The sequence below is a fragment of the Sphingomonas sp. S-NIH.Pt3_0716 genome (assembly GCF_003950715.1).
In the GTDB taxonomy this organism is placed as follows: domain Bacteria; phylum Pseudomonadota; class Alphaproteobacteria; order Sphingomonadales; family Sphingomonadaceae; genus Sphingobium; species Sphingobium yanoikuyae_A.
In genome coordinates this window covers 1-24,243 of the sequence record NZ_QLJK01000016.1, presented here as the reverse complement: position 1 = coordinate 24,243, position 24,243 = coordinate 1, and the positions used below count along the sequence as shown (strand labels likewise).

Here is a 24,243-nt window from a genome sequence, read left to right as displayed (position 1 = left end):
GGTGACGATCAGCGGCCGAACGATGCTCCAGCCATTCGCAAGCGTTTCAGGAGGTCTCGCCCTTTGTCCGGCCACGATCCGACCAGGTGGAGCAGGAGATGAAATTCATCGCCGGACATGGCTCCTTTCGCGCGGTTCGCGGCAGGACTGGCGAGGCACAAATTCGAGAGGGAATGGTCGCCTCCACGGTCCAGGGGCGTGATGTGATCGACATGAAGATCGGCGATGTCGAGAAGCTCGCCGGTGTAGCTGCAATGCGGTGGCTGGGCGCGGAGCCATGTTTCCAACTCATCGGTGCTGGGCCTGGGTAGGTCGGGCGCTCGACGGCCCATGGATGACCGTAGGTTTGACGCTCTATAGCGGTAGGGGTTGGCCTTGGCGGCGAGGGTAGCGGGAGATGGTGTTTTCTTGCGGCTCACTGGCTATTTAGAGCTAGCAGTTTCCCAAGGTGGGAAAACAGTTTGCTTCCCACCCTGGGAAATGGTAGATAATCGGCATGCGGATCATAGCCCGAAAGAACATCGTCGAATATGCAGCCAAGCATCCCACGACGCGTCCGGCCTTGATCCACTGGCTGTCTATCGCCGAGCCTGCCGAATGGTCCTGCACCAACGATGTTATCGCGGACTTCAGCAAGGCGAAGGCGATAAACGGCGAGCGTGTCCGCTTCGAAATATCGGGTGGTGACTATCGACTAATCGTCGCCTTCCAGTTTCGACGGAAGATCGCTTTCGTTAAATTCATCGGCACTCACGCCGAATATGACCGGATTGATGCGGCAACAGTCGATCAGTTCTGAGTGGAGGAAGAAATGGATATCAAACCGATCCGCAGCGATGCGGACCACCGCGCTGCGGTCGATGAAATCCGCGCGCTTTGGGATGCAGCACCGGACAGCCCAGAGGAAGATCGCCTGGACATTCTGGCGACCCTGGTGGACGAATATGAACGCAAGCGCTGGCCCATCGACAAGCTCGATCCTGTCGAGGCTATCGAGGCAGCTATGCAATCGGAAGGCCATACGCGCGCTGATCTCGCCGCCCTGGTTGGCCAGAACCGCGCCACTGAAATCCTCTCGCGCAAGAGGGCGCTGACATTGCCCATGATACGGGCGATTTCAGCCGCCTGGCACGTCCCTACAGAGGTTCTGGTGCGCGAATATCAGCTTGCCAATTGAGGCTCTGAGAGAGGCTTAAAGCGGCCCTGAGAGGGCATTGTGGGGCGGCTATTATGGCCGCCCTTTTTATGCAGACGATCGAGCGATCAAACTACTGACAGCCGCTGCGGTCCACTGTTTTCCGCGCGGAGTGGTGACACCGTGGTGGTCGAGATATGACGCGATCTGGCGCAGGCTCGTATGGCCTGCCGCCTTGGCTTCCTCGACATAATGCATGACTTTTGCGGCTCGCTCATCAGCCGCCCTGGAGCGGTTCTTAGCGGACAATGCAGCGCCTTTCTGCGCGGGGATGACGTTACCCCTATCGCCGCCCAGCTTGACCCCACGGGCCTTCGCAGCCGCCAGGGCGGCCTTTGTTCGACGCGATATCTGTTCAGCTTCCCATTCGGCGATTATCGCCATGATCCCGATCATCATTTTGTCCGCGAATGGCATATCCGCGAATATGATCTTCACGGGGGATTTCTGAAGGGTCAGCAGGAAGACGGCATCGCGAGAAAGTCGGTCCAGCTTTGCGACCACCAGGGTGGCGCCGGTCAGTTCACAATGACGAAGGGCTTTCGCGAGTTCTTCTCGCTCGACATTCCTGCCAGACTCGATCTCCGTGAATTCGGCGGATAGCTCCCACGCCCCGCCATTGAGATAGTCGGCCACCGCTTTTTGCTGTGCTTCCAGGCCCAGGCCCGATCGCCCCTGTTTTTGCGTCGATACGCGATAATATGCGCAGAACTTTCCTTCAGCCATTCTTGTATTTTTACCTTCATCGTTCGATGATGTTATTTATACAGAATGCGCGACCAGGTGTCGATTTGATTTGATCGCCGGATCGTCAGCAGAAAGTGTCAGCGTCGCCAGGCATGACATATGAGATCGCGGCAATGTCGATTTGCTGTCTCTCCCCAAACTCCGCCCTATTTCGCTGGGCAATGTTCGCATTAATCGCTTTGATCAACAGTTCATCCCGGCGCGGATCACCAGTGCTGAACTCGCCACCGGCTGCGATATTCATGCGCATGTCCGCCAGCGTTCTCTGACCCACAGCCTGGGCCTGCTTGATACGATTATCCAGGTCAACGTCGGCCTGGCACCAGTTCCACACGGTCGAAGACGATGGCATCCGTGGATCGGTCGTGATGCTCGTCATTGTCTCCCCGCCCATCAGGCGCTCGACCATCTCGTCAACCATCTCGACCGTGCGGATCGAGGATGATCCCGGCTTCAACGACGCGATCTGTCGCAGGCGGGCGCCCAGGTCTTGGATCGCCGTCTTCCCCATGCTCGCGAGCTTGATTGGGTTATCGCCATGCACTTCGAGGACGGTCAGGGCGCCGGTCAGAGGGGCTTTGGGAGTATCGTCTTCCATATGTGTATTTAGGTCCGAACCGGCCCTATTGCTGCCAAATCTGGCCAAGGAGAACTTTTCCGAAACGATCTTTGTTCATGTTTTGGACTCCTGTATTAGGACAGAATGAATCGGGACGACCACCGCAGATATGAACGCAACCAGGCTGACGATCTGCACAAGGTCGTCGCCGGAGGCTTTGCCATTCGTATCGGCTGTAAGCGGTGCAAAACGGAGCGGATAATCGAGGCCAAGCCGTTGCTCGCGTTGTTCGTCGCTCGCCGTTGGGAAACCAATCTGATCGCAGCCTCGAACCGGCTGCGCTGCCGGTCGTGCGGGGCGAAATGGGGATGGATGGAGGCACACATCGGCGGCGCCGACAGCCCATCGATCGGCCCGACAACCGACGAAGAATATAAGCGACTTCTCGCCAGGCTGCGCCGGTGACAATCTAGCACGATGCTGCTACCTACCCGGCGCGACCCGCCCTGGAGACGTTCCAGGAGCATTATGGCTCCGATCATCAACGATGGTCGGGGCCATTTTTGTTTCCGACATCACAAACAGCTAAACCACATCAAACAAATCACTCAAGTTAGACACTACAAACGGATCAGGTGGTTCGCGCATTTTAGACTATCCATCTTTATGATATCATTCACCTTTTCCACGCATCCCGTTTCGATTATTCACCCGCGCCATGACAGACGAATCACAAATGGTATACAGACCAAGACTGACCGCTAAGACCTGCCTGGTTTTTGATGCGATCACTCGTCGAGCGCAGACGGGTGGCGCGCCTGTGCTGTGGTTGATCGACGAGTTCGGTGGTGACTATTCTCGATCGGAAATCAACAACGCGATCACTGCACTGCTGAAGGCCCGCGTGATCCGCAGGTCGAGGGAAGAGCCTTATCGATATTCCCCGCAGGAAACGATGGGCATGACCAGCGCAGAGCGACAGTGGGTCCGCGAAGCTCAACTCGCGCTGCGCGAGATGACAGGCGCTGATGAATACCAGTCGGCGGCGAACCCCGAAGTGGCGCGACATGTCGCGCGCCAGGAGGCGAGGCGGAAATTGAAAACGTCGGCGGGCGGAAAGGCCAAATAGACCAGCCAGGACCGAACGGATCGTCTCACCGGCGCCCGCTGCGCTCGATCGTATCACCCCACCCTCCTTTTCGACGATATTAAAGATTCGTGGATTTACAGTCGGTTGAAGGCTATTCTCGCCACACAACAACCGAAAATTTCCATGAATATCCCCGTTTTGAATTTCTCTGCAGGGCCGCTGCGTATCGGCACCGGGTCAGACTTCTCTCGCACGATCTTCAGCATGCCGTTCATCCCGTCAGGCGATTGGATGGGCGTTCACGTCGAGAGTTCAGAGGATCGCGGGCGGATATGCTATCGCATCCACCACGATCGATGGACGTTCGACCAGACCCTTCTGCGCGATCCCAGGCGGACACGTCGCGTCATCGGCCCTGGCCTGGTCGGGAGGGTCACATCGGCCTGCGCATGGCTGACCGAGATGGATCAATTCCACCATGACGGCAATCGTGCCCCCGACGATTGGACCACCGGCATCGCGCATGAACACTGGAGCCGGTTTCGCGGGGATCACGGTGACTGCGCCGTCGCTCGCGTGGCCTGCCGATCAACCGAAGATTTCCACCGGATGCGAGAGATCGCCCGCGACCTGGACGGCCGCGCGACCGTCTACCGCTTCAAGAACGCCGTCGAGATCATCGGGACCGTGGAGGACGTGGCCCTGGTGAAATTCGCAGCATGATCGGCTCCGCGCGCCTTCAGAAGCCCGACATAGGCGCCCCTTGGGCAAGAGTTAGCCCTCCGGGCAAGAGTTGGGCAAGAGTTTGAACCAACTCTTGCCCGAATAATCCCTTGATTTTATTATGCTTTTTACCATTTGGGCAAGAGTTTAAGAGTTTTTCTAAAATGGTATATAGAAATAATAAAATATTTTCAAGAAAAAGTGACATTTCCACCTATAGGAATTCATCAAAACTCTTAAACTCTTGCCCGAGAGGGGTCTTCTGTAGCTGTAAACCGCAGAACTCCGCCATTTTTTGAGGGCAAGAGTCGGGCAAGAGTTTGAACCAACTCTTGCCCGAACCATGATATCTTGCCCGATTGGGCATAACTCTTGCCCGAACCAGGCGGAACTTTTGCCCGATCATGGCAATTGTCGAATTTCGAAATTAAATATCGACATAATAAATCGAACATTGGTATAAATAAGAATGTCCCGTGTCGCAGCGTGGCGTCAACATTCTCGCCATGTCGTTACACGGATACTCCGCCGACGATAAAGAATATTTGACCGTCCAGAGACTGCGACCTCTGGGCGGTCATTCTTTATCTGGAGTATATCGACTATGAACATGAATACCGTGGCGGTGCGGCCCACCGTCTCTTCTAACGACGATCTGTTCGCTTCACTGCACAATCGCGAGGCCATGCTGGACGCTGGCTTCTCCATCCTTCCCCTCACGGACACCCGGAAAAATCCTGCCGGAAAGTGGATGCACTGGCAGACCCGCCGCCCCACGATGGACGATGTCATCGCGTGGATGTCCGGCGATGATGGTGTGCCATATTCGGCCCAGAACACCGGCATCGTCACCGGCGCCATTTCCGGGATTGTCGTCCTCGACCTGGACAACCCCCAGGCGATCCGTTTCGCCGCGAGGATGGGCCTCCCCCGCACCCCGATGGCCTCGACACCGCGCGGTCGCCACGTCTTTTTCCGCCACCCTGGTCAGCACACCCCCAACGCGGTCGATATCTTCTCGAACCGTCGAGAAGCCCGTCGCTTCGCCCCCGAGGGTTTCGACATCCGTGGCGACGGCGGTTTCGTCGTCGGCGCTGGCAGCTACTATATCCCCACCCAGGATGAACTCGAAGACGGCAAGGTCGAAGGACCATATCAGTGGATCGTCCGCCCTGAAGATGCGCCGCTCGCCGACCTCCCCGCCTGGGTGCTGGCGGTCTATAACTACCGCCATGTCGATCCGGACGCACCGATCATGAAGCCGATGATCGCCGCGAAGCCGAAGGAAAACCTCTCCCCTGCCGACGAGAAGCGCAACGCAGCCTACGTCGCTGCGATCGTGAAGCGCGTGGAAGACGAGATCATCTTCGCCCTGGATGGCACACAGAACGACACGATCCTGACGTGCGCGAAGTCGCTGGGCCGCCTGGTCGGTGGCGACCTTATGACCCGCTGGGAAGCAGAAGCCATTCTGGACGCTGCCGCCTCGATCGGCGGTCATCCGCGCCACCGCGCCAAGCCGACCATCAAGAATGGCCTCGACTATGGCCTGCGTGATCCCCTCTATGGCCCGCCCGACGATCCCGATAAGCCGGTGAAGCGCCGTATCAACCTTGCCGCAGCCATGAAGGCCGCGAAGAAGGGAGGTGCGCGTAAGTGAGCAACATTACCCCCATCACCGCCGCCCAGACCGGCCAGTCTGAAGCCGACCGCCTCCAGGCCAGCCTTGACCTGATCAACAGCAAGATTGCCGACCTTGCGGCTGACGTTTCCCCTGAAGCGCTCGACACTGAGAAGGTGCTGCTCGCCCGTGCCGAACATGTTCGCAAGGCTTTGAAGGACGCCCGTCGCCGCGAGCGCGATGACATCGATGATATCGACCCCGACGATGCCAGTGCCGCGATCGAAGAGGTAAAGGCCCAGATGCGCGCATGGCTGCTCGAATATGACGCCCATTTCGTCGCCGCCCAGAATCATTACGCCCTGTTCAACCGCAGGACGCAGACCTGGGAGCATATCACTCCCGCCGCCCTGCCCTCCTATTTCCCGCTCTTGAAGGAGCGTCATGCGCCGACCCTCTTCGCGGAGGTCATGCAGGAGGACGGCCGGAATTTCCTCAGTGAGACATACAGCTTCCGGAAGGTCGATCCCACGGTTCTGAATAAACTCCGGTTCAACTTCCTCCAGCCTCAATCGGGCCAGCATCATTGGATTTTCGACACACTGATCCGCAGCCTGTGCGGCGGGAAGCAGGAGAACATCGACCATTTGGAGCGCTTGATCTTGGCGAAATACCATCGACCGGAACAGACCAACCTCCCGGCCGTAGTCTTCATGGACAGGGAGGGTGGAACCGGCAAAGGCCTGCTGGGTATGGTCCTCGCTAAGATTTTCGGCGACGGGCTGGTCCGCGCCAACGTGCCGATGTCAGAAGTCACCGGCAACTTCACATCGTTCATCACCGGCTCCGCTGTTGTGATGATCAATGAAGCCCTCGCTGAGAAAACGGACTTCGACAAGCTCAAGGCGATCATCGGATCGGCCCGGATCGTGTCTAACGCGAAATTCAAGGCGCCGTATGAAGTCGATAACACCCCGCTTTATTTCATCAGCGGCAACAGCGGCACCCGCGTCGTCCACATCACCGGCACCGCGCAAGATCGTCGCTGGTCGGTGATCCGTGCGACGCTCGAATTCACGTCTTGGCTCGCGTTGGACCTTGAGACGCACATGGATTTGCGGATGACCACCAAAGAGGCCGATTTGTGGGCGCGCGACAATCTCGACGATATCCTCCATGACGCAGATGAAATCGCGAAGTGGTTGGGATCGCTGATCGCCCGCCATGGTCGGGTCAGCACGGTCGCGCCGCTGCGTGGGGAGGATTACCAGCACGTGCTGGCCAATACCCGGCCGCCGCACGAGCGTGTTTTCGCGAAGGTGTTTGGCGAGGATTTCCAGGCGATCAAGAAATCGACTCTCCATGCATTCTACCTTCACGCTGCCACGTCAGAAAACCACATCCGGAAGCTGGGCCGGACTGGGTTCTATGACGAGGCCGCGACGTGGGTTCGTAAAAACCGCCCTGACATCGAAGAGGCGACCGTGAAGGTCGGCGGATCGACCATGACCGTGTTCCGCGTCCAGGGCCACCAGGGAGGACCGGATGAAGACCAGTATGTCATCCATGACTTCGCCACAAAGCGCCCGACCTGGCTGATCGAACTCGACTGATGAAAAAACGCTCCAGGGAAATGTCGAACCCTGGAGCGTTGAAATAGTTTGAAGGAGTAGGACGCGAGGCGAGCGACAATGGAGAAACACAGCCTCGCGTCCCAATGTATTTATCATACCACCCCTCCAATGATGCGCCTATAAAAAACGCGAAAAAACGGCCTTATTCGGCCTATTTCGGAACTGATGTCTAAGTAAGAGTGAGAAACACACTTGGAGCTATTATGTCCGACTACCAGATGCGCGCTATCTTGCGCCGCCACTACCCCAACCTCGACGCCGAGACTTACGCAGAAATTCAACGCCTTCGATGGATCATCCTGGGCGCCGATGAAGCCGCCAGCCTTCAGATGGAAGAAGCCTTCCTCTAAAAATATCGCCAAATTTCTTGATCTACAGTATTATCATGATGGGGACGGTCATAGTGACGAACCCAACAAAATGGAGCAACATGCACGCACTACACTTGAACGAATATTTCAGTGAAACGGTTTATCTCACCGATGAAGACCTCCTGGACATCGACGACAGCCCGACCGATCTCGACCTTTTCTTCGGCCCGCACCTGCTCTTTCATCTCGCCGATGGTGGCGCGATCCTTCAACATCGCCGCCCTGCCGTAACCGATTTCATCGCCGCCAGTGACGCTCGCGCAGAAGCCCAGAACGAATGGGAAGCTGCGAAGCAGGCCTTGAGCGAGACGGTCGCCACCCACATTGTGGCCCACTACGCGGGAGGTGCCGCAGCATGAGTGCCGCAGCAACCGCAACCGCAACCCAAGCAGCCATGGCCGCCTATTCCGCATCGTTCCGCGCCGCCCAGACCGCGATGAGCGTCGCCCCCGCCGCCATGGGCGTCGCCCCTGTTGCCACAGGTATCGCCCCGGTCGCTGGGACCATCCACTCTACGGACATCATGGAACTGGTCCGCCTGGAGACAGAAGTCGAACAAGCGCGCTTCGACCGCCTGTCCGCATCACCGATGGCGCATCCCATCATCCCGCCGATCGCGGCCGACATCGCTGCTCGCCGTGCATGGGCGGATGATATGAACCTCCCTAACGAACTGAAATTCAGCCGCCACCTCCCATTCCTGGTTTTCGAGACGCTGGAGGGTTCCGCGCTTTATCGTCTGCGCTGGGGTGCCCCATCGTGACCGTCATCGACCTCCCCCTGCACCGTTTCACCGGCCGGGTGAACATTTCTCCGGCCGGTCAAACCGGACGATCTGTGCATGTGATTGTCCGTGTCGATCGCACCGACATTCTTAACGCTGATGATGTTTCCGAATGGCTCCAGGAAAACGTCCTGGGCGGCGGTGAAGCGGAGATCGTGCGATCGGGAAAAGTGGTGCGTTTCCGTTTTCAGGACGATGCGGACGCGGCGCTGTTCAAAATGCGCTGGTGCTGACGATGACCGACATCGATAGTGACATGACCCTCCTGGCTAACGATCCCGGCGAACGACGGTCGTTCGAGGCCGCCATCGCGCGGATGAATGCCGGGCATGGGGTGGAGGTCGATCCGGAGACGCTGGAGCCGATCATTTTTCATCGCGGGATGCTGCTCGAAGCGTCGGACGGATAACCGGAAGGCGCGAGTGGCACGGTTGTTGACGCGAGCGAATGCGGTCGAGCCTGGATCATCGAATTGGACGATCCAGACGCACCGGTGATTTATGCGCTGAAGGAGTTGTGCGAAATCACTGCAACAGAGGCAGCGCCAAGCCCGCAGCCTTCGGACCATACATCACAGTTGGCACGATGAAGATCATCGCGCGCAGGACCATACGCGTGATCACAATGATGGGGCGCCACTTCTCCGGAATAAGCGCAAACTTTTGCACGTCGCATTCCCAGGGAGTCATTTACAGCCTCCCCACTCACAAGCGCGAACTGAAGCCGGTGAATTGATAGCACCAAAAACAAACCCGGTGAAAAACTCGACGCAAACTCGTCCACTCAGATTGACGAACCGGAAGAATTGTCCTTTTTTATTGACAATAAATCTCGGACTCGCTAGAGGCACAATAACAGACGACATAAAGACTCCTTCATAGCGCGCAGCTTTTCCCGAACAGACGCACGAAGCGAGAATTATATACTATCATTGATCATGATGGAAGCAGGCCTGAGCGAAATTTTCGCTTGGGCCATTTTTTTTGGCCCCGCCGCGCGCTCGCGGAAAAAATCTATGCGCCCAACACGTTGATAAAATGCGATTTTCTTCCCGCGTATACCTCTTTCGATTTTATGTGTTGACGCTGGAATTGAAAGAGGTATACACACACCCAAGATAGCAAAATTGCGTCACCTTCATATTCTTGTTGCGCGATCGATTCGGAACAGCTAGAGGCGTTTTCGACAGCGCAATTGTGCGCATTCAGAGATGAGAAAGCGCCACCTATGAGCAGCAGCCCTTCCGGCTAACCAGCCCTCCCCATCACGGCCCCTAAAAACCTGCACGGCAGGCGACAGGCGGACTCTGTCTTTTTGACTTCAACCAACTCGCCGGACGGTCTGGCGGGAAGGAGCAAACTCGATTTACGGAAATGAACTATGGCGACTTATGCATACGGCACGGACGCAACCAAAGCGCTGAAAGGCGCGCTCGAATTGGCCCCCTGGAACAAGAGCATTCGAGGCTGGGTGGACTGGGACTATAATGACCGTGGCTGGTGCCACTATTCCTTTACACCCGGACGCAACGCACTTCGCGAAAGCGCCGCGAAAATCGGATGCGTGGTTCAGCGAAGTGGCGCAAATATGCACATCTACTCCGCCGCCGATTTGGAAAGTGCCAAAGAACAAATTTCTAAACACATTCTCGCGGACCCGGTCGGTGCGGGAATGACGATCTTCATTCACAATCCGAGCCGCCAACTTGTTCGTCGCGTCCTTGAGATGCCCCCGTCAGAGGCAGGGATTAGCATCGGACGTAATGACACTATCGCAACCGCGTGCTTCGCAACGATTCCTGCGTGGCTCAATGACGGCCAACGGAAATCCATCAAAGTCAAAATGGCGCATCGCGGGCGGAACTATCGCTGCCACATTCTCGATGCTTGTTTTGACTACGTCACCGTCAAGGAAGCGGAAGCAGCCACGGCCGATATGGCGCACGCGGCTTAACTAACGCCTTTCGGGTCGCACCGAACCTTTCACCGAAATCGCTGAAATCCACATTCCGGACGCGCGGGGCGTTCCGACCAACGGGGGAGCTATATCTGATGAATTCTGACCTTGTTACCTATAACGACGTTCTCGATATCACCGTCCACCTGGTCCAGATGAAGGCCCTGGTGACCGACAGCGTCATCAATGGCGCCAGGGTCATCGCGACGACGGAATATACGCTGATCCATCACCGCTGCTTCGTCATTTCGGCAGCGCGTGACGACGAGCATCTGGCGATTTCCGGTGACATGATGGCATTCGCCGCGTGGGTGATGCTGTTGCCATTCGAATTGAAGCCCGACCACCTGATCCCGGAGGAATGGGAGGAAGCAATCCGCTTCCCCACCGGCTTCCTGGCGCTGCGGCCGACCACCATCACATCCTGGCACTTCCCCGCGCCGCACTTCGACCAAGTTTATCGCGATGGCGCCCTCAATCGCGCGGTAAGTTGGCTGCTGGGTGACGACCGTTTCGCCCACGGTCGAGACTACCTGTGGGCCGACGATATGACCTGGCTCGCTCTGACATCCGACTGCGCCGACCTTTTGTGGTCAAATTAAGAGCGCGCACAATCGACCAAAGCATGCCCCCACGATCACGACCATCGTGGGGGCATATCGTCATTCCGCTTCGAGCTTCATGCGGCCGATCAGCGCCTGCACTTTCGGATCATCAGAATGATCGTCGCCAGGCTTCGCGAGATTGACATCAAAGCTGTAGGCAGGCCGTCGCCCACGCCCCGGATAGATGATCGACACGCGGGCACCGCGCTTATAGCGGACGAAGACGCGGCGATCCTCCTGGCACTCGATTTTCTCGATTACGGAATTCAACCCGGCTGCAACCTTCAACCGTGCCACCCGGCGCACATCGAGATCGTCATCATAAAGCTGCTCGCGGATTTCATTCAGCCGCGACAGATGTTCTGCCGCAGAAGCCTGCCCCGATGCCCGATCCTTCTGAACCTGAAGCTCGTCGATTTCCGCCTGGACCGCCTTCGCGGTTCGCTCCGCTTCAAGCGCCATCTTCATACCCATGTCGCTCGCACTTTCCGCGAAGGCATTGAACAGCGTTTCAGCGCGGGAAAACGCCGCAGCGTAATCCCGACGCTTGTCCGCGATCATGACGGTCAGGCGCCCGACCTCGTCCACCCTGGAGAACGAAGCATCGTCCAGGGCGAGATGCAGCGCGCTATCGAGCAGCGCCCTTTCGAAGCCCACATAGGCGATCGACGTTCTGTTGACGCAGTCGCCGCGCCGATTGGCGACACGGCAATATAGATACCCCTGATCCTGCTTGAGGGGCGCAGTCTCCTTGCCGTCTCGAATTACCGTCGCGCCTTTCAACCGGCTACGCACATACTCCATCGCACCGCCACACACCCCGCATCGCGTCAGCGCGGATGCCAAATTGGCGACAGCCACTGACCGCCCGCCACCCTTCATGATTTTGCGATCGTCGGCGCCGAGATTGACCCGCTCGAAGACATCCGGCTCGATGATGCGCGGGAAGTATCCCCGGATCGGCTCGCCAGCGGGGACAGGCTTTCCGTCGCTGTCCTCCATCATCATCTGATAGTCGCCGATAACCGCCAGGTTCGCCATGATACGAGAAACCTGCTTCCGCTCCCAACATCGCGGCGTTCGGTTGGCGTAGCGCGCCCACGGCTGCACCTTGGCCTCGTTCAGGCGCCGAGAAATCCGGAGTGATCCGTCGCCCTGGTCGGCCCATTCGAAAATCTGTCGGACCACCTGCGCGCGATCCTCAATCACGACCCACTTCCGGTTCGCGTCCAACTGAAGCCAGGCAGGTCCATTCGACGTGGCAACCTTCCCGGACGCTGCATCTGCGCGCCGCCTGGCCCACTTATCCTTGCCGAAATCCGATTTGGTCTGGCTTTCCTCGTTCGCCGTTTTGGCTTTGACGAGAAGCTCGATAACCGAGACGAATTCGATCGGCTCGTTGGCCTTATATATACGGCCGCCGTCCCAGCATCCGACCGTCACGCCATTCTTGTTGAGGACGCGCATGAGATCGTATGTCTCATTGTAGTCGAGACGCGACAGTCGGCTGAGTCGTTCGACAACCAGCACCTTCCCCGCATGGATGCCATGGCGAGCCGCCGCTTCAAAATCACCGAACGCTGCTCCGGCATCCCGATGCTTTCCCGCAAATGCACTCTTGCCTTCATCAACCAGGATGGTCTCGACATCCCAACCGTTCGCCTCGCACATTTCCAGGCAGCGCTCTTTCTGCCGGTCAAGCGAGACACCTTCACGCTGTTCGAGCGTCGAGAATCGAATGTAGATGATAGCCTTCTGCATATGGTCGCCCTTTAGTGGCGGCCAAACAGCTTGGCCACCGCACTTAGGTCGAGCTTCACCCAGGTGGGCCGGCCATGGTTGCATTGGCCCGAGCGCGGGGTCACTTCCATTTCGCGCAGCAGAGCGTTCATTTCCGCGACGCTGAGGATACGGCCCGCGCGGACCGAGCCGTGGCAGGCCATGGTCGCGGCGACCAGATCGAGCCGCTCCTTGAGCGACAGCGCGCTGTCATAGGCGGCAAGATCGTCGGCTAGGTCGGAGACCAGCCCCTGCACATCGCCCTGCCCCAGCATCGCCGGAGTGGCGCGCACCAGCATGGCGGAGGGACCGAAGCGCTCCAGTTCCAGGCCAAATTCCTTGAGTTCGGCGACCCGCGCCTCCAGTCGGTCGCAGGCTGGCTCGTCCAGTTCGACCACCTCGGGCAGCAGCAGCGCCTGCGACGCAACGCCCTGCCCCTCCATCGCCCGGCGCATCCGTTCCAGGGTCAGCCGCTCATGCGCGGCATGCTGATCGACGATGACCAGGCCATCCTCGGCCTCGGCGACGATATAGGTGCGGGCTACCTGACCGCGGGCGACGCCCAGCGGGAAGCTGTGCCCTTCGGGGGCGGGCGCGGCGGCGGGTTCGGCCCGCGCCTGGGGCGGCGGGGTCAGGAAACTCGGCCGCCGATCCCCGACGCCCTGATAGCCGGCGGGCGAGGATGGCGCGAACTGGCTGTAGCTGGGCGGCGCATAGGGCGTGGCCGCCGCCTCGAAGATCGGCATGGCGCCGATCGGTGTGGGCGACAGCGGTTCGGGCCTCCAGGCGTTGAGCGCGGCCGGATCGGCATGCTGCACGGCGCGAAAGCCCTCCGCGTCGAGCGCGCGGCGCAGGCCCGAGACGATCATGCCGCGAATCAGCGCCGGGTCGCGGAAACGCACCTCGGTCTTGGCGGGGTGGACATTGACGTCCACCTCCAGCGGCGGGACGTCGAGGAACAGGGCGACGACCGGATGGCGATCGCGCGCCAGCATGTCGGCATAGGCACCGCGCAGCGCGCCGATCAGCAGTCGGTCACGGACCGGGCGGCCATTGACGAACAGATATTGATGATCGCCAACGCCGCGATTGTAGGTCGGCAGCGAGGCAACGCCGGAAAGTTGCACCCCGTCCCGCTCCAGGCTGACGATCACATGATTGTCAGCCAGCTGCCGGTCGGTGAGCGCGGCGACCCGCTCTTCCCGTGCCTCGCCCGCCTGCACGCCCAGCACGCGGCGGCCATCATGCTCGACCGAGAAGGCGACCGACGGATGGGCCATGGCCAGGCGACGCATGACGTCGAGGCAGGCAGCATATTCCGACTTGGCCGAGCGCAGGAATTTGCGCCGCGCAGGCACCCTGGCGAAGAGCTGGTCGACGGTGACGCGGGTGCCGGGCGGCAGTGCGGCGGGCCCTTCGGCCACCAGCACGCCATTGTCGACGGTGCGGTTCCAACCATCCGCGCCGCGCGGCCGGCTGTCGATCGACAGGCGCGCAACCGAGGCGATCGAGGGCAGCGCCTCGCCCCGGAAACCCAGCGTCGCGACATTCTCGATCGCGTCGTCGGGCATCTTGGAGGTGGCATGGCGCTCCAGCGCCAGGGCCATGTCCTGCGAATCCATACCACAGCCGTCATCGCTGACCTCGATCCGGTCGAGCCCGCCGCTCGACAGGCGCACGGCGATGCGCGTCGCGCCGGCATCCAGCGCGTTTTCGACGATTTCCTTGAGCGCGCTGGCGGGTCTTTCGACCACTTCGCCTGCGGCAATGCGATTGACCAGATGTTCGGGCAGACGGCGTATTGACATTGATTAGTGACTAGCCCAAGCGAGCGCTTTCCGCGAGCCGCGACCCCAAAAATATTCCAGCATAGATTTGGGCGGGACGGAGCGCGGACACGAACACTGCCGTCCCGGCGCAACCGGGCGAAACAGGATGAAGCATGTCGATCTTCTCGCGCCTCTTCAAATTTTCCTCCCAGGACATGGCCATCGACCTGGGTACCGCCAACACCGTGGTCTATGTCCGTGGCCGCGGCATCGTCCTCAATGAACCTTCCGTGGTCGCGGTCGAGACGCTGAACGGCGTCAAGCGCGTCAAGGCGGTCGGCGACGATGCCAAGCTGATGATGGGCAAGACCCCGGATTCGATCGAGGCGATCCGCCCGCTGCGCGACGGCGTCATCGCCGACATCGACGTGGCCGAGCAGATGATCAAGCATTTCATCAACAAGGTGCATGGCGGCAAGCACAGCCCCTGGCGCGCGCCCGAAATCGTGATCTGCGTGCCGTCGGGTTCGACCAGCGTCGAGCGCCGCGCCATACGCGACGCCGCCAGCAATGCCGGTGCCAGCCAGGTGTTCCTGATCGAGGAACCGATGGCCGCCGCGATCGGCGCCGACATGCCGGTGACCGAACCGATCGGCTCGATGGTCGTCGACATTGGCGGTGGCACCACCGAAGTCGCCGTGCTGTCGCTGCGCGGCCTCGCCTACACCACCTCGGTCCGCGTCGGCGGCGACAAGATGGACGAGGCGATCGTCAGCTTCGTGCGTCGCCACCATAATCTGCTGATCGGCGAAGCCACCGCAGAACGCATCAAGAAGCAGTTCGGCGTCGCCCAGCCGCCCGAAGACGGCGTCGGCGAGACGATCCACATCAAGGGTCGCGACCTCGTCAACGGCGTACCCAAGGAAATCAGCATCAACCAGGGCCAGATCGCCGACGCACTGGCCGAGCCGATCAGCACGATCGTCGAAGGCGTGCGCATCGCCCTGGAAAACACCGCGCCCGAACTGGCGGCCGACATTGTCGATCAGGGCATCGTCCTGACCGGCGGCGGCGCGCTGCTCAAGGGGCTGGACGATGAACTGCGCGACGAGACCGGCCTGCCGGTCACCATCGCGGAAGATCCGCTGACCTGCGTCGCGATCGGCACCGGCCGCGCGATGGAGGATCCGATCTTCCGGGGCGTGTTGCAGACTGCCTGATCCGGGGGACATAGACGATGGCGCGGCCACCCAGCCGACGCCCCGGTCATAACCGGAAGGCGCAATATAGCCTCTTCGCCAGCTATGTGGTGGCAATGGCCGGGGCAGCGATCGCGCTGCTGCTGATCGTTGTGGCCATCTTCGATCCGACCGGCTTTGCCGCGATCCGGACAGGGACGGCGGAAATCACCCGCCCCCTGTCCACCGGCATGAAGCGGACGGTGAGCGGCGTCAGTTCGATCGACGAGGTTCTGGCCGCCTATTGGCGCGCCGGTTCCCAGAATGTCGGCTTGCGCCGTCAAGTCGAGGCCGATCGCAACCGGATCATCGAGGCAAAGGGCATCGCGCAGGAAAATGCGCGGCTCAAGAAGCTGCTGAAGCTGGTCGATGTCGACAGCAGCGCGCTGTTGTCGGCGCGCCTCATCAGCTCGTCCGCCAGCAGCGCGCGTCGCTTCGCCCGGCTCAATGCCGGCAGCTGGCAGGGCGTGCGTCCGGGCATGCCGGTCCGCGCGGCCGAAGGGCTGATCGGCCGCGTCCACACGACTACGCCCAACACCGCCGAAGTGCTGCTGCTGACCGACACGAGCAATATCGTGCCGGTGCGCCGCGCCAACGACAATGTCCCCGCCATCTCCACCGGCGGCGGCGACGGATCCCTGGAGATCCGCGCGCTGGCGGCCGGTCGCAACCCGTTCAAGCCGGGCGATCTGCTGGTGACGTCGGGCATTGGCGGCATCTTCCAGCCCAATATCCCGGTCGCCGTGGTCGTCCGCGTCCAGGGCGAGATCGCCTATGGCGTGCCGCTCGCCAACCCGACCAAGGTCGATGCCGTGGTGGTGGAGCGCGCCTTCGAGCAGATCGTGACCCGCCCCGATCCGGGCGTGGCCGCGACCAGCGACCCCAATGGCCTGGCCGCCGGGAACGCCGCGACGCCATGATCGATCGCAATCTGCCGCCGGTTCCCCGCCTGGGCCGCCATCCGTCGCGCTGGCGCCTGGCGGGAACGCCGGTGGTGACCGTGATGCTGGGGTCGATGCTGACGATCCTGCCCGTCATCGCCCAGTCGCCGGCGATGCCGCCCTTCGGCCTGCTGGTCCTGCTGGCCTGGCGGTTGCTGCGCCCGGAATTGTGGCGCGCCTGGGTCGGCCTGCCGCTTGGCCTGTTCGACGACATGATGAGCGGCCAGCCGATCGGTTCGGCCATGTTCCTGTGGACCGTGATGCTGATCGGCATCGACGCGATCGAGCATCGGCTCGTCTGGCGCAGCTATCGTCAGGACTGGTTAATCGCGACCATGGCGATTATCTTCTGCCTGGCCGGCGGCGTCTTCTTCGCGCGAATTACCGGCGGAGGTCCTGTGAAACTGTTGCTGGTCGCGCCCCAAATGCTCTGGACGATATTGCTCTTTCCCTTCGTCGTCCGGCAATGCGCCCGGATCGACCGCTGGCGCGTGATGGCATGAAATTCCCGACGCCCAAGCGCAAGATCGTCACCGAAGCCACCCAGAGTTTCACCTTCAGCCGCCGGGCCATGGTGGTCGGCGGGCTGCAGGGCGCGATCGGCGCATTGCTGGTCGGCCGCATGGGCTGGATCAGCATTGCCGAGAACGAGAAATATCAGCTCCTGTCGGAAAGCAATCGCGTCAACCTGACGCTGATCCCGCCCCGGCGCGGCTGGATCGTCGATCGCAACGGCCGGCCGCTGGCCAATAACCGCACCGATTTCCGCGTCGACCTGATCCCGCAGCGGATCGTCGATGCCGAGGCGACGGTGGGCCATCTGGCGCAACTCCTCTCGCTCCAGCCCGACGATGTCGACCGGATCAAGGAGGAACTGGACAAGTCGGCCGGTTTCCGCCCGGTTCAGGTCGCCGACAAGCTGACCTATGACCAGTTCGCCGCCGTTTCCGTCCGCCTGACCGACCTGCCCGGCGTCGCGCCGAGCCAGGGCTTTTCCCGCCATTATCCCGCCGGCGCCACGGTCGGCCATCTGCTCGGCTATGTCGGCGCGGCGACCGCGGAAGACTATAAGAAGCGCAAGGATCCACTGCTCATCACGCCGGGCTTCAAGGTCGGCAAGGACGGGCTGGAGCGCGCCTATGACGAGCATCTAACCGGCAAGCCCGGCGCCAAGCGGGTGGAAGTCACCGCGCGCGGCAAGATCGTGCGGGAACTGACCACCCGCCCGGACACGCCCGGCAACCCGATCAAGCTGACGATCGACGCGGGCCTGCAGGAATATGCCGGCCGGCGCCTCGCCACCCAGAGCGGCGCGGTGGTGGTGATCGACTGCCATAATGGCGACGTGCTCGCCTGCGCATCGATGCCCAGCTTCGACCCCAACAGCTTTTCCGACGGCATCAGCCATCTGGAATGGGAAATGCTGTCGAAGGACGACCATGTCCCGCTGCGCAACAAGGTGCTGCAGGGCCTCTACCCGCCCGGATCGACGGTCAAGCCGATGGTGGCGCTGGCGCTGCTCGAGGCGGGCGTATCGCCGGCCGAGACGGTCAGTTGCGGCGGCGCGATCCGCGTCGGCAACACTTTGTTCCACTGCCACAAGAAGCGCGGCCACGGCCCGCTCAACATGCGCGGCGCGATCGCCCAGAGCTGCGACATCTATTTCTACCAGATGGCCCAGCGGATCGGCATGGACCGCATCGCCAGCATGGCCCGGCGCGTCGGCATGGGCCAGCGCTTCGACCTGCCCTTCCCCAGCCAGAGCTATGGCACAGTCCCAGACCCGGCGTGGAAGCTCAAGAAGTATAACCAGAAATGGCAGGTGTACGACACCGTCAACGCGACCATTGGCCAGGGCTATATGCTGATCAACCCGCTGCAGATGGCGGTGATGGCGGCGCGCCTGGCGACCGGACGGCAGTTGATGCCCAATTTCCTGCATGGTGCGGCCCGGCCCGAACCGGCACTGGTCGGCGTGCCCGAGGAGCATCTCGTGACAATCCGCGACGCGATGAGCGCGGTGGTCAATGGCGGCGGCACCGGCGGCGCGGCGCGCATGAGCATCCCTAACGTGCTGATCGCCGGCAAGACCGGCACCGCGCAGGTGCGTCGCATCACCATGGCGGAGCGCGCGGGCGGCGTGCGCGGCAATGCCGGCCTGCCCTTCAAGCTGCGCGACCACGCCCTGTTCCAGGGCTTCGCACCGTTCGACAATCCTCGCTATGCCATCGCCTGCATCATCGAACATGGTGGCCACACCATCCGCAACGAGGATGCGCCGATGATCGCCAGCGATACCATGTCCTATCTGTTCGATCCGCAGAAGGCGATGGAGAAGCTGGTCACGCTGGAAAAGGGCTGGGGCGGCACCCCGGCCGAACGCCAGGCCCGGCAGATGGCCGCTTTCCGCCTGGCCAAGGCGATCGAGAAGGGACAGGCGCCGCCGCCGGCCGCCGCAGCCAATGGCAGCGAGGCCGCAAATGCGACCGCGCCAACCGCCAGCACGCCCGCCGCCAGCCCGCCACCACCAGCGACGCGCCCGGCGGACGCCGATGATGGCGACGACCTGCCCGCGCCCCCAGGCCCTGGAAACCCGTAATGAGCATCATACCCCAGTCCGTCACCGAATTTCCCTGGCGCGTGCTGGGCCTGCTTGCCGCCATTGCCCTGTTCGGGACGCTGGTGCTCTACAGCGCCGCGGGCGGCAGCATCACCCCCTGGGCAATCAACCAGGGGGTGCGCTTCGTCATCTTCGCCGTCATGGCGCTGGTGCTGAGCCGCATCCCGCTGGAGCTGTTCGCCCGCTTTGCCTTCCCCGCCTATGGCGCGGTGCTGATTTCGCTGGTGCTGGTGGAACTGATCGGCGGCGTCGCCGGCGGCAGCCAGCGCTGGATCAACCTGGGCTTCATGCAGTTGCAACCGTCGGAATTCATGAAGCCGATCATCGTGCTGGCGGTCGCCCGCTTCTATGCGATGCTGCCAGTGGGGGAAATCCGCCGCTGGAACGCCATCTGGCCCGCGCTGGTACTGATCGGCGTTCCCTGGGCACTGGTGCTGGTACAGCCGGATCTGGGCACTGCCACGATGATCCTGGCGGGCGGCATCACCGTCATGTTCCTGGCCGGCCTGCCGCTGCGCCTGTTCATCGGCTCCGGCCTCACCGTCGCCGCGATCATCCCGATCGCCTTCAGCTTCCTGCATGACTATCAGAAGAAGCGCGTCCTGATCTTCATGGACCCGGAAAGCGATCCGCTGGGCGCGGGCTATCATATTAGCCAGTCGAAGATCGCGATCGGCTCCGGCGGCATCTGGGGCAAGGGCTTCCTCCAGGGCACGCAGAGCCATCTCCAATATCTGCCCGAAGGCCATACCGACTTCGTCTTCGCCACCATGGCGGAGGAATGGGGCATGGCCGGCGGCGTGTTCCTGATCGGCGCCTTCATGCTGCTGTTCCGCTGGGGCATCCGCGTGTCGTTGCGCACGCCCGACAAGTTCGCGCGCCTGGTCGCGGCAGGCCTCACCACCACCATCTTCTTCTACATGGCGATCAACCTGATGATGGTCATGGGCCTTGCCCCCGTGGTCGGCATCCCCCTGCCCTTCATGTCCTATGGCGGTTCGTCGATGCTGACCGTCATGCTGTGCGTGGGCATCATCATGTCGATCGACCGCTCGACCAAGCGCACCACGCGCATCGGCAACTGGGCCTGAGCGGTCGATCGAGAAAAAATTGTGCGATAACGCAATTTACTGTTTGCAGAATCAAATGTGCCTGCTAACAGCCCGCCCACACCGAAGCGATCAGCCACCAAGACTGACCGGCAAGGGAATGGACGCATAGCTCAGTTGGTAGAGCAGCTGACTCTTAATCAGCGGGTCCTTGGTTCGAGCCCAAGTGCGTCCACCAAATCCTGCATCGGCCTGATGCAGGTTCGATCCCCCAGCGGATCGCTTATAGGCCAGTGTGGACGCATAGCTCAGTTGGTAGAGCAGCTGACTCTTAATCAGCGGGTCCTTGGTTCGAGCCCAAGTGCGTCCACCAAAACTTCATAGCAAATACAGCGATTTACCAAACATGGGGCCAACTTCAAAAGCTGCTTGCGATTTGCTTTCTAGCGTATTTCCAGCCTCCACACTGTGTTGCAGTGTATCGTTTCACGCATAGATTGTGACGCGAGGGGGATCGTTGAATGAAGCTGACCGACTATCTTGCAATATACGGCGCAGTGCTATCGACAATGGTGTTCCTTTGGAACGCAAGGCAAGCGTCTCCGAGAGTCAAAGTTCGACTGACCTTTGCTGTGGAAACGGTTGAGGGCAAAACAACAGGTGGCTTAGGGATTTCGATCCAGAACCCGTCAGCAAGTGCTGCCCACATCACAAATGTTTCATTCGTTTATCCGTGGCGCAGAACCACGCTTTGGGAACGCATAAAACACATGGTCCGGTATAGACGTTTGCCTATCCGGATCGGCTGGTGCCATAGCTCACTATCTAATTTTGGATTGGAGGATCGATGCCCAGTTACAATCGAGCCAGCGAAATCTCATTGGATATTCGTTCCAGACGACAAGGTTGAAGAGCTACTTGCACAGGCTCGGCAGCGAATGATCGTCGTTCAGATGCAGGACGAACTATGGCGGAATAAATATTCCACAGCGTTCGCTTATTCAGCAAAGAAGTCCGACTGAACATCTCCCCGACTTGCGATCCCATTTGCCTCCATGTCCCGTCAGCTTCCCATGCACGGAGAGCAGCAACGACCGCCACCATATCGCGCCGATCCAGCGCCCCGCTCTCAATGCCAGGCAGCACCTCCTACTCAACCCAAGCGTCAAACGACCCGAACAGGACGGTGAAAGGCGACGACCGCAGATCCGCCATTGGGCGCTTTTGCGGCTATTTGGCGCCGGTATCTCCAAGTCGGCTGGCCAACCCCATCGACACGAAAAAGCCGCTGGAAACCGGATGATCCGGCCTCCAGCGGCTCGCCCCGAATGGCTCTTCGGCTTTTATCAGAATTTGAAGCGGACGCCCGCCGTGAAGGCCCGGCCGATGAAGTCGTAGACCGCGATATTGGTGGGCAGGTTCACCCCCGGCACGGTGCCCGGAATGATCGGCGGCTGCTTGTCGAACAGGTTGTTGACGTTGGCGAACAGCTCGAAATTGCCATTCCCCTGGGGCACGGTGAAGCGCATGGCCAGGTCGGTATACCAGACCGCCTTCACCTTATCGTCGACAAACTCGATCGGCACCGGCCCGCCGGGAATATCCAGCCGCATCTTGTGAATATATTGTTCGGACAGGGTGATGCCGAACGGCCCGTTGCTGTAATCGATCGAGAAATTGCCGCGCCAGCGCGGGAAGCCGGCCGGGTTGCTGCCGACCACGCTGACGCCCGCATAATGGGCGATCGGCGCGCCCGCATATTGCTGGGCATCGAACTTGTCGAGATAGTTCATGTAGAGGCGCAGGCTGAGCGCCCCGTCGCCCAGCGCCGTGCGATAGCTGGCGTCGAAATCGATGCCGGCGGTCTTCAGGAAGGCGATGTTGGCCGGCACGATATGCACCAGCGAGGGCAGGCTGGTCGGCGTCGCCCGATCGATCAGGCCGCATTCGGCCACGCCCGATCCGCCCGCATTATAGCAGTTGGTGATGATCTGCTGCGACGAAAGCGTGTCGATCAGGCCGGTGACCTTGATCTTGTAATAGTCGACCGACAGCGAGAAGCCGGGGAAGAAGGATGGCGTCAGCACGCCGCCGATCGTCAGCGTCTTGGCCTTTTCCGGCTTCAGATTGGCGTTGCCGCTGGTGACCGTGTTCACATTCTGGTTGAGGCCGGTGCCATAGCTGCCATCGGCGGTCTGCAGATCATTGACGATGCCGATGCCACTCTGCGCCCCCGAATAAAGTTCGAACAGGTTGGGCGCACGGATGTCACGCGACAGGGTGGCACGCAGCAGCAGGTCATCGACCGGCTTCCAGGTTGCGCCAACCTTCCAGGTCTCGACCGTACCCGACGTCGAATAGTCGGTGATGCGGCCCGCGCCGTTGATGCTCAGTTCCCGGAAGAAGGGCTTGTCCTTCAGGATCGGCACCGCCAGTTCGGCATAGGCTTCCTTGACGTTCAGGCTGCCATGCGCCGTGCCCACATTGGTCAGCCAGTAGAAGTTGGTGGTGGCCGGCACCCCGCGCAGGCCGGCGAAATAGGCGCTGCGCTCGGCCGCCGTGTCGAGCAGCGAGGGATCGGCATTGCTGGTGAGGTTCAGCGTCTGCTTGCGATATTCCGCGCCGACCGCGAAGTCGACCGGCCCGGCCGGCAGGTCGAACAGGCTGCCACTGAGGTTCACCGCAAAGCTGTCCTGCCGGATGCTCGCGCGGTAGCGCGATGTGCCGGTGGCATAGGCATAGCCTTCCGGTGTCGACTTGGACGGATCGCCATGCAGCACGTCGATCGGCTTGCAGCCCGCATATTGGCTGGCATAGGTCGGATCGAGCAGCACCCGGCAGGTGATCTGGCCGGTGCTGGGATCGACCACCGCGTCGGCCGCCGCATAGAGCTTCTTGCTGTCATAAAGGCCGGAATTGGCCAGGATGTGCTTGGAGTCGCCATGCGAGTAGGTGGCGCTCCAGTCCAGCCCGCCCAGCTTGCCGGTGAAGCCGGCATTGACCATCCAGTAATCGGTCCGCTCCTTGGCGATGGCGGTCGGCTGGCCGGCATCATATTGGCCGACCGTGTAGCTGTCCGTCGCGGACGTCAGCGCCGAATTCAGCGCGGACGACAGATAGGGATTGCCCTTGTAGATGGTGACGCCCTGCGACGCGGGAACCAGCGCATTCACCTGGGTCGAATATTCCAGGTCCGAGCGTGACCAGCTACCCTGGACGAAGGCGTTGATATCGTCGGTCAGGTCATAGCTCAGACGACCGAACGCCTGATAGGTGGTCAGCGGGATGACCGCCGCGCCGGTGGTCGGGATCTGGTAACCGTCGCCGCCCGACTGGAAGCCGGTGGTGCCGACCGCCGTGCCGGTGTTGAACGGGCGGGTCGTGCCGTCATTATTGATGACCTGCCCGACATAGGGATTGCCCGCCACGCTGGAGGCGGTGATGCGGCCATTGGGCGCCAGCGCCGAAATCAGGATGTTCGACCCGATCGTATAGGGGTTGCGCGCCCCGCCGGGCGCACAGACCGACGCCGGCTCGCTCGCCAGCTTGGTGCAGCCCACGA

28 protein-coding genes and 2 tRNA genes are annotated in these 24,243 nt (G+C 60.8%); 22 read left to right on the top strand and 8 right to left on the bottom strand.

Annotated elements, in window-relative coordinates:
* Positions 1 to 8: 8 nt before the first annotated feature.
* On the bottom strand, positions 9 to 194 hold the full coding sequence (locus BRX37_RS27625) for a hypothetical protein (protein WP_425304271.1): 186 nt from the start codon (positions 192 to 194) through the stop codon (positions 9 to 11).
* A 302-nt stretch (positions 195 to 496) separates the two neighbouring features.
* Between BRX37_RS27625 and BRX37_RS14140 the strand changes: the two genes are divergently transcribed.
* On the top strand, positions 497 to 799 hold the full coding sequence (locus tag BRX37_RS14140; protein WP_125987728.1) for a type II toxin-antitoxin system HigB family toxin: 303 nt from the start codon (positions 497 to 499) through the stop codon (positions 797 to 799).
* Positions 800 to 811: 12 nt separating this feature from the next.
* A complete protein-coding gene (locus BRX37_RS14135; RefSeq protein ID WP_125987725.1) occupies positions 812 to 1,177 on the top strand; it encodes a helix-turn-helix domain-containing protein in 366 nt (121 codons plus the stop codon).
* Positions 1,178 to 1,243: 66 nt separating this feature from the next.
* On the opposite strand, the gene BRX37_RS14130 is transcribed toward BRX37_RS14135, so the two are convergent.
* Both BRX37_RS14130 and BRX37_RS14125 read right to left on the bottom strand, forming a co-directional pair.
* On the bottom strand, positions 1,244 to 1,921 hold the full coding sequence (locus BRX37_RS14130; RefSeq protein WP_125987723.1) for a recombinase family protein: 678 nt from the start codon (positions 1,919 to 1,921) through the stop codon (positions 1,244 to 1,246).
* A gap of 85 nt (positions 1,922 to 2,006) precedes the next feature.
* The gene (locus tag BRX37_RS14125) at positions 2,007 to 2,540 is read right to left on the bottom strand and encodes a terminase small subunit-like protein (RefSeq protein WP_125987721.1); all 534 of its coding nucleotides are present in this window, start codon (positions 2,538 to 2,540) and stop codon (positions 2,007 to 2,009) included.
* A gap of 105 nt (positions 2,541 to 2,645) precedes the next feature.
* Between BRX37_RS14125 and BRX37_RS14120 the strand changes: the two genes are divergently transcribed.
* The 3 genes from BRX37_RS14120 to BRX37_RS14110 all read left to right on the top strand — a co-directional run bounded on the left by BRX37_RS14120 (position 2,646) and on the right by BRX37_RS14110 (position 4,314).
* Positions 2,646 to 2,966 (top strand): hypothetical protein, encoded by a 321-nt coding sequence (locus BRX37_RS14120; RefSeq protein ID WP_125987719.1) that lies wholly within the window; start codon positions 2,646 to 2,648, stop codon positions 2,964 to 2,966.
* Between the two features lie 253 nt (positions 2,967 to 3,219).
* Complete coding sequence (locus BRX37_RS14115; RefSeq protein ID WP_125987717.1) at positions 3,220 to 3,630, top strand: hypothetical protein; 411 nt, start codon at positions 3,220 to 3,222, stop codon at positions 3,628 to 3,630.
* A 105-nt stretch (positions 3,631 to 3,735) separates the two neighbouring features.
* Complete coding sequence (locus BRX37_RS14110) at positions 3,736 to 4,314, top strand: hypothetical protein (RefSeq protein WP_125987715.1); 579 nt, start codon at positions 3,736 to 3,738, stop codon at positions 4,312 to 4,314.
* A 16-nt stretch (positions 4,315 to 4,330) separates the two neighbouring features.
* On the opposite strand, the gene BRX37_RS14105 is transcribed toward BRX37_RS14110, so the two are convergent.
* Positions 4,331 to 4,528, bottom strand: coding sequence for a hypothetical protein (locus BRX37_RS14105; RefSeq protein WP_125987713.1), 198 nt, complete (start codon positions 4,526 to 4,528; stop codon positions 4,331 to 4,333).
* A 390-nt stretch (positions 4,529 to 4,918) separates the two neighbouring features.
* Between BRX37_RS14105 and BRX37_RS14100 the strand changes: the two genes are divergently transcribed.
* From BRX37_RS14100 to BRX37_RS26740, 7 genes are all read left to right on the top strand, one after another.
* Positions 4,919 to 5,974, top strand: coding sequence for a bifunctional DNA primase/polymerase (locus tag BRX37_RS14100; protein ID WP_125987711.1), 1,056 nt, complete (start codon positions 4,919 to 4,921; stop codon positions 5,972 to 5,974).
* The gene (locus BRX37_RS14095) at positions 5,971 to 7,548 is read left to right on the top strand and encodes a primase-helicase family protein (protein WP_125987709.1); all 1,578 of its coding nucleotides are present in this window, start codon (positions 5,971 to 5,973) and stop codon (positions 7,546 to 7,548) included. Before BRX37_RS14100 ends, BRX37_RS14095 begins: the two co-directional genes overlap by 4 nt.
* 224 nt (positions 7,549 to 7,772) lie before the next feature.
* Positions 7,773 to 7,919 carry a hypothetical protein gene (locus BRX37_RS26745; protein ID WP_159366408.1) on the top strand — a complete coding sequence of 49 codons (147 nt, stop codon included), beginning with the start codon at positions 7,773 to 7,775 and terminating at the stop codon, positions 7,917 to 7,919.
* Between the two features lie 35 nt (positions 7,920 to 7,954).
* A complete protein-coding gene (locus tag BRX37_RS14090) occupies positions 7,955 to 8,299 on the top strand; it encodes a hypothetical protein (protein ID WP_164522463.1) in 345 nt (114 codons plus the stop codon).
* On the top strand, positions 8,296 to 8,703 hold the full coding sequence (locus BRX37_RS14085; RefSeq protein WP_125987705.1) for a hypothetical protein: 408 nt from the start codon (positions 8,296 to 8,298) through the stop codon (positions 8,701 to 8,703). Before BRX37_RS14090 ends, BRX37_RS14085 begins: the two co-directional genes overlap by 4 nt.
* Positions 8,700 to 8,957 (top strand): hypothetical protein, encoded by a 258-nt coding sequence (locus tag BRX37_RS14080; RefSeq protein ID WP_125987703.1) that lies wholly within the window; start codon positions 8,700 to 8,702, stop codon positions 8,955 to 8,957. Before BRX37_RS14085 ends, BRX37_RS14080 begins: the two co-directional genes overlap by 4 nt.
* Before the next feature lie 2 nt (positions 8,958 to 8,959).
* Positions 8,960 to 9,133: a hypothetical protein gene (locus tag BRX37_RS26740; protein ID WP_159366411.1), complete on the top strand. Its 174-nt coding sequence runs from the start codon at positions 8,960 to 8,962 to the stop codon at positions 9,131 to 9,133.
* A gap of 115 nt (positions 9,134 to 9,248) precedes the next feature.
* On the opposite strand, the gene BRX37_RS26735 is transcribed toward BRX37_RS26740, so the two are convergent.
* Entirely contained in the window at positions 9,249 to 9,413 is a 165-nt protein-coding gene (locus BRX37_RS26735; protein WP_159366412.1) for a hypothetical protein, read from the bottom strand.
* 691 nt (positions 9,414 to 10,104) lie between these two features.
* Here BRX37_RS26735 and BRX37_RS14075 point away from each other — a divergent pair.
* Together BRX37_RS14075 and BRX37_RS14070 are read left to right on the top strand one after the other, a co-directional pair.
* Positions 10,105 to 10,677 carry a hypothetical protein gene (locus BRX37_RS14075; RefSeq protein WP_125987701.1) on the top strand — a complete coding sequence of 191 codons (573 nt, stop codon included), beginning with the start codon at positions 10,105 to 10,107 and terminating at the stop codon, positions 10,675 to 10,677.
* 98 nt (positions 10,678 to 10,775) lie between these two features.
* Positions 10,776 to 11,282, top strand: a complete 507-nt coding sequence (locus BRX37_RS14070) for a hypothetical protein (protein ID WP_125987699.1) — start codon at positions 10,776 to 10,778, stop codon at positions 11,280 to 11,282.
* Between the two features lie 60 nt (positions 11,283 to 11,342).
* Here the strand turns inward: BRX37_RS14070 and BRX37_RS14065 are convergent, their stop codons facing one another.
* On the bottom strand, positions 11,343 to 13,046 hold the full coding sequence (locus tag BRX37_RS14065) for a recombinase family protein (RefSeq protein ID WP_159366413.1): 1,704 nt from the start codon (positions 13,044 to 13,046) through the stop codon (positions 11,343 to 11,345).
* A gap of 11 nt (positions 13,047 to 13,057) precedes the next feature.
* On the bottom strand, positions 13,058 to 14,872 hold the full coding sequence (mutL, locus tag BRX37_RS14060) for a DNA mismatch repair endonuclease MutL (protein WP_125987696.1): 1,815 nt from the start codon (positions 14,870 to 14,872) through the stop codon (positions 13,058 to 13,060).
* 134 nt (positions 14,873 to 15,006) lie between these two features.
* Between mutL and BRX37_RS14055 the strand changes: the two genes are divergently transcribed.
* From BRX37_RS14055 to BRX37_RS14020, 8 genes are all read left to right on the top strand, one after another.
* Positions 15,007 to 16,053: a rod shape-determining protein gene (locus tag BRX37_RS14055; RefSeq protein WP_004212359.1), complete on the top strand. Its 1,047-nt coding sequence runs from the start codon at positions 15,007 to 15,009 to the stop codon at positions 16,051 to 16,053.
* A gap of 17 nt (positions 16,054 to 16,070) precedes the next feature.
* Complete coding sequence (gene mreC, locus BRX37_RS14050; protein ID WP_004212358.1) at positions 16,071 to 16,991, top strand: rod shape-determining protein MreC; 921 nt, start codon at positions 16,071 to 16,073, stop codon at positions 16,989 to 16,991.
* Positions 16,988 to 17,515, top strand: coding sequence for a rod shape-determining protein MreD (gene mreD / locus BRX37_RS14045; RefSeq protein WP_017499256.1), 528 nt, complete (start codon positions 16,988 to 16,990; stop codon positions 17,513 to 17,515). The genes mreC and mreD overlap by 4 nt, the downstream gene beginning before the upstream one ends.
* Positions 17,512 to 19,611, top strand: a complete 2,100-nt coding sequence (gene mrdA / locus BRX37_RS14040; protein ID WP_125987694.1) for a penicillin-binding protein 2 — start codon at positions 17,512 to 17,514, stop codon at positions 19,609 to 19,611. Before mreD ends, mrdA begins: the two co-directional genes overlap by 4 nt.
* Positions 19,611 to 20,723: a rod shape-determining protein RodA gene (rodA, locus tag BRX37_RS14035; protein ID WP_125987692.1), complete on the top strand. Its 1,113-nt coding sequence runs from the start codon at positions 19,611 to 19,613 to the stop codon at positions 20,721 to 20,723. Before mrdA ends, rodA begins: the two co-directional genes overlap by 1 nt.
* Before the next feature lie 120 nt (positions 20,724 to 20,843).
* Positions 20,844 to 20,919 (top strand) — tRNA-Lys (locus BRX37_RS14030).
* Positions 20,920 to 20,978: 59 nt separating this feature from the next.
* Positions 20,979 to 21,054 (top strand) — tRNA-Lys (locus BRX37_RS14025).
* Positions 21,055 to 21,202: 148 nt separating this feature from the next.
* A complete protein-coding gene (locus tag BRX37_RS14020; RefSeq protein WP_125987690.1) occupies positions 21,203 to 21,703 on the top strand; it encodes a hypothetical protein in 501 nt (166 codons plus the stop codon).
* 324 nt (positions 21,704 to 22,027) lie between these two features.
* Here BRX37_RS14020 and BRX37_RS14015 read toward each other — a convergent pair.
* Positions 22,028 to 24,243, bottom strand: a 2,216-nt coding sequence (locus BRX37_RS14015; RefSeq protein WP_125987688.1) for a TonB-dependent receptor domain-containing protein, incomplete at its 5' end; no start/stop codon positions are given.

What these genes read in the sequence shown, in the direction of transcription:
- BRX37_RS14140 (WP_125987728.1), top strand. Translation starts at nt 497, where the DNA reads ATGCGGATCATAGCCCGAAAGAACATCGTCGAATATGCAGCCAAGCAT.
- BRX37_RS14135 (WP_125987725.1), top strand. Translation starts at nt 812, where the DNA reads ATGGATATCAAACCGATCCGCAGCGATGCGGACCACCGCGCTGCGGTC.
- BRX37_RS14130 (WP_125987723.1), bottom strand. Translation starts at nt 1,921, where the DNA reads ATGGCTGAAGGAAAGTTCTGCGCATATTATCGCGTATCGACGCAAAAA.
- BRX37_RS14125 (WP_125987721.1), bottom strand. Translation starts at nt 2,540, where the DNA reads ATGGAAGACGATACTCCCAAAGCCCCTCTGACCGGCGCCCTGACCGTC.
- BRX37_RS14120 (WP_125987719.1), top strand. Translation starts at nt 2,646, where the DNA reads ATGAATCGGGACGACCACCGCAGATATGAACGCAACCAGGCTGACGAT.
- BRX37_RS14115 (WP_125987717.1), top strand. Translation starts at nt 3,220, where the DNA reads ATGACAGACGAATCACAAATGGTATACAGACCAAGACTGACCGCTAAG.
- BRX37_RS14100 (WP_125987711.1), top strand. Translation starts at nt 4,919, where the DNA reads ATGAACATGAATACCGTGGCGGTGCGGCCCACCGTCTCTTCTAACGAC.
- BRX37_RS26745 (WP_159366408.1), top strand. Translation starts at nt 7,773, where the DNA reads ATGTCCGACTACCAGATGCGCGCTATCTTGCGCCGCCACTACCCCAAC.
- BRX37_RS14090 (WP_164522463.1), top strand. Translation starts at nt 7,955, where the DNA reads ATGATGGGGACGGTCATAGTGACGAACCCAACAAAATGGAGCAACATG.
- BRX37_RS14085 (WP_125987705.1), top strand. Translation starts at nt 8,296, where the DNA reads ATGAGTGCCGCAGCAACCGCAACCGCAACCCAAGCAGCCATGGCCGCC.
- BRX37_RS26740 (WP_159366411.1), top strand. Translation starts at nt 8,960, where the DNA reads ATGACCGACATCGATAGTGACATGACCCTCCTGGCTAACGATCCCGGC.
- BRX37_RS26735 (WP_159366412.1), bottom strand. Translation starts at nt 9,413, where the DNA reads ATGACTCCCTGGGAATGCGACGTGCAAAAGTTTGCGCTTATTCCGGAG.
- BRX37_RS14075 (WP_125987701.1), top strand. Translation starts at nt 10,105, where the DNA reads ATGGCGACTTATGCATACGGCACGGACGCAACCAAAGCGCTGAAAGGC.
- BRX37_RS14070 (WP_125987699.1), top strand. Translation starts at nt 10,776, where the DNA reads ATGAATTCTGACCTTGTTACCTATAACGACGTTCTCGATATCACCGTC.
- BRX37_RS14065 (WP_159366413.1), bottom strand. Translation starts at nt 13,046, where the DNA reads ATGCAGAAGGCTATCATCTACATTCGATTCTCGACGCTCGAACAGCGT.
- mutL (WP_125987696.1), bottom strand. Translation starts at nt 14,872, where the DNA reads ATGTCAATACGCCGTCTGCCCGAACATCTGGTCAATCGCATTGCCGCA.
- BRX37_RS14055 (WP_004212359.1), top strand. Translation starts at nt 15,007, where the DNA reads ATGTCGATCTTCTCGCGCCTCTTCAAATTTTCCTCCCAGGACATGGCC.
- mreC (WP_004212358.1), top strand. Translation starts at nt 16,071, where the DNA reads ATGGCGCGGCCACCCAGCCGACGCCCCGGTCATAACCGGAAGGCGCAA.
- mreD (WP_017499256.1), top strand. Translation starts at nt 16,988, where the DNA reads ATGATCGATCGCAATCTGCCGCCGGTTCCCCGCCTGGGCCGCCATCCG.
- mrdA (WP_125987694.1), top strand. Translation starts at nt 17,512, where the DNA reads ATGAAATTCCCGACGCCCAAGCGCAAGATCGTCACCGAAGCCACCCAG.
- rodA (WP_125987692.1), top strand. Translation starts at nt 19,611, where the DNA reads ATGAGCATCATACCCCAGTCCGTCACCGAATTTCCCTGGCGCGTGCTG.
- BRX37_RS14020 (WP_125987690.1), top strand. Translation starts at nt 21,203, where the DNA reads ATGAAGCTGACCGACTATCTTGCAATATACGGCGCAGTGCTATCGACA.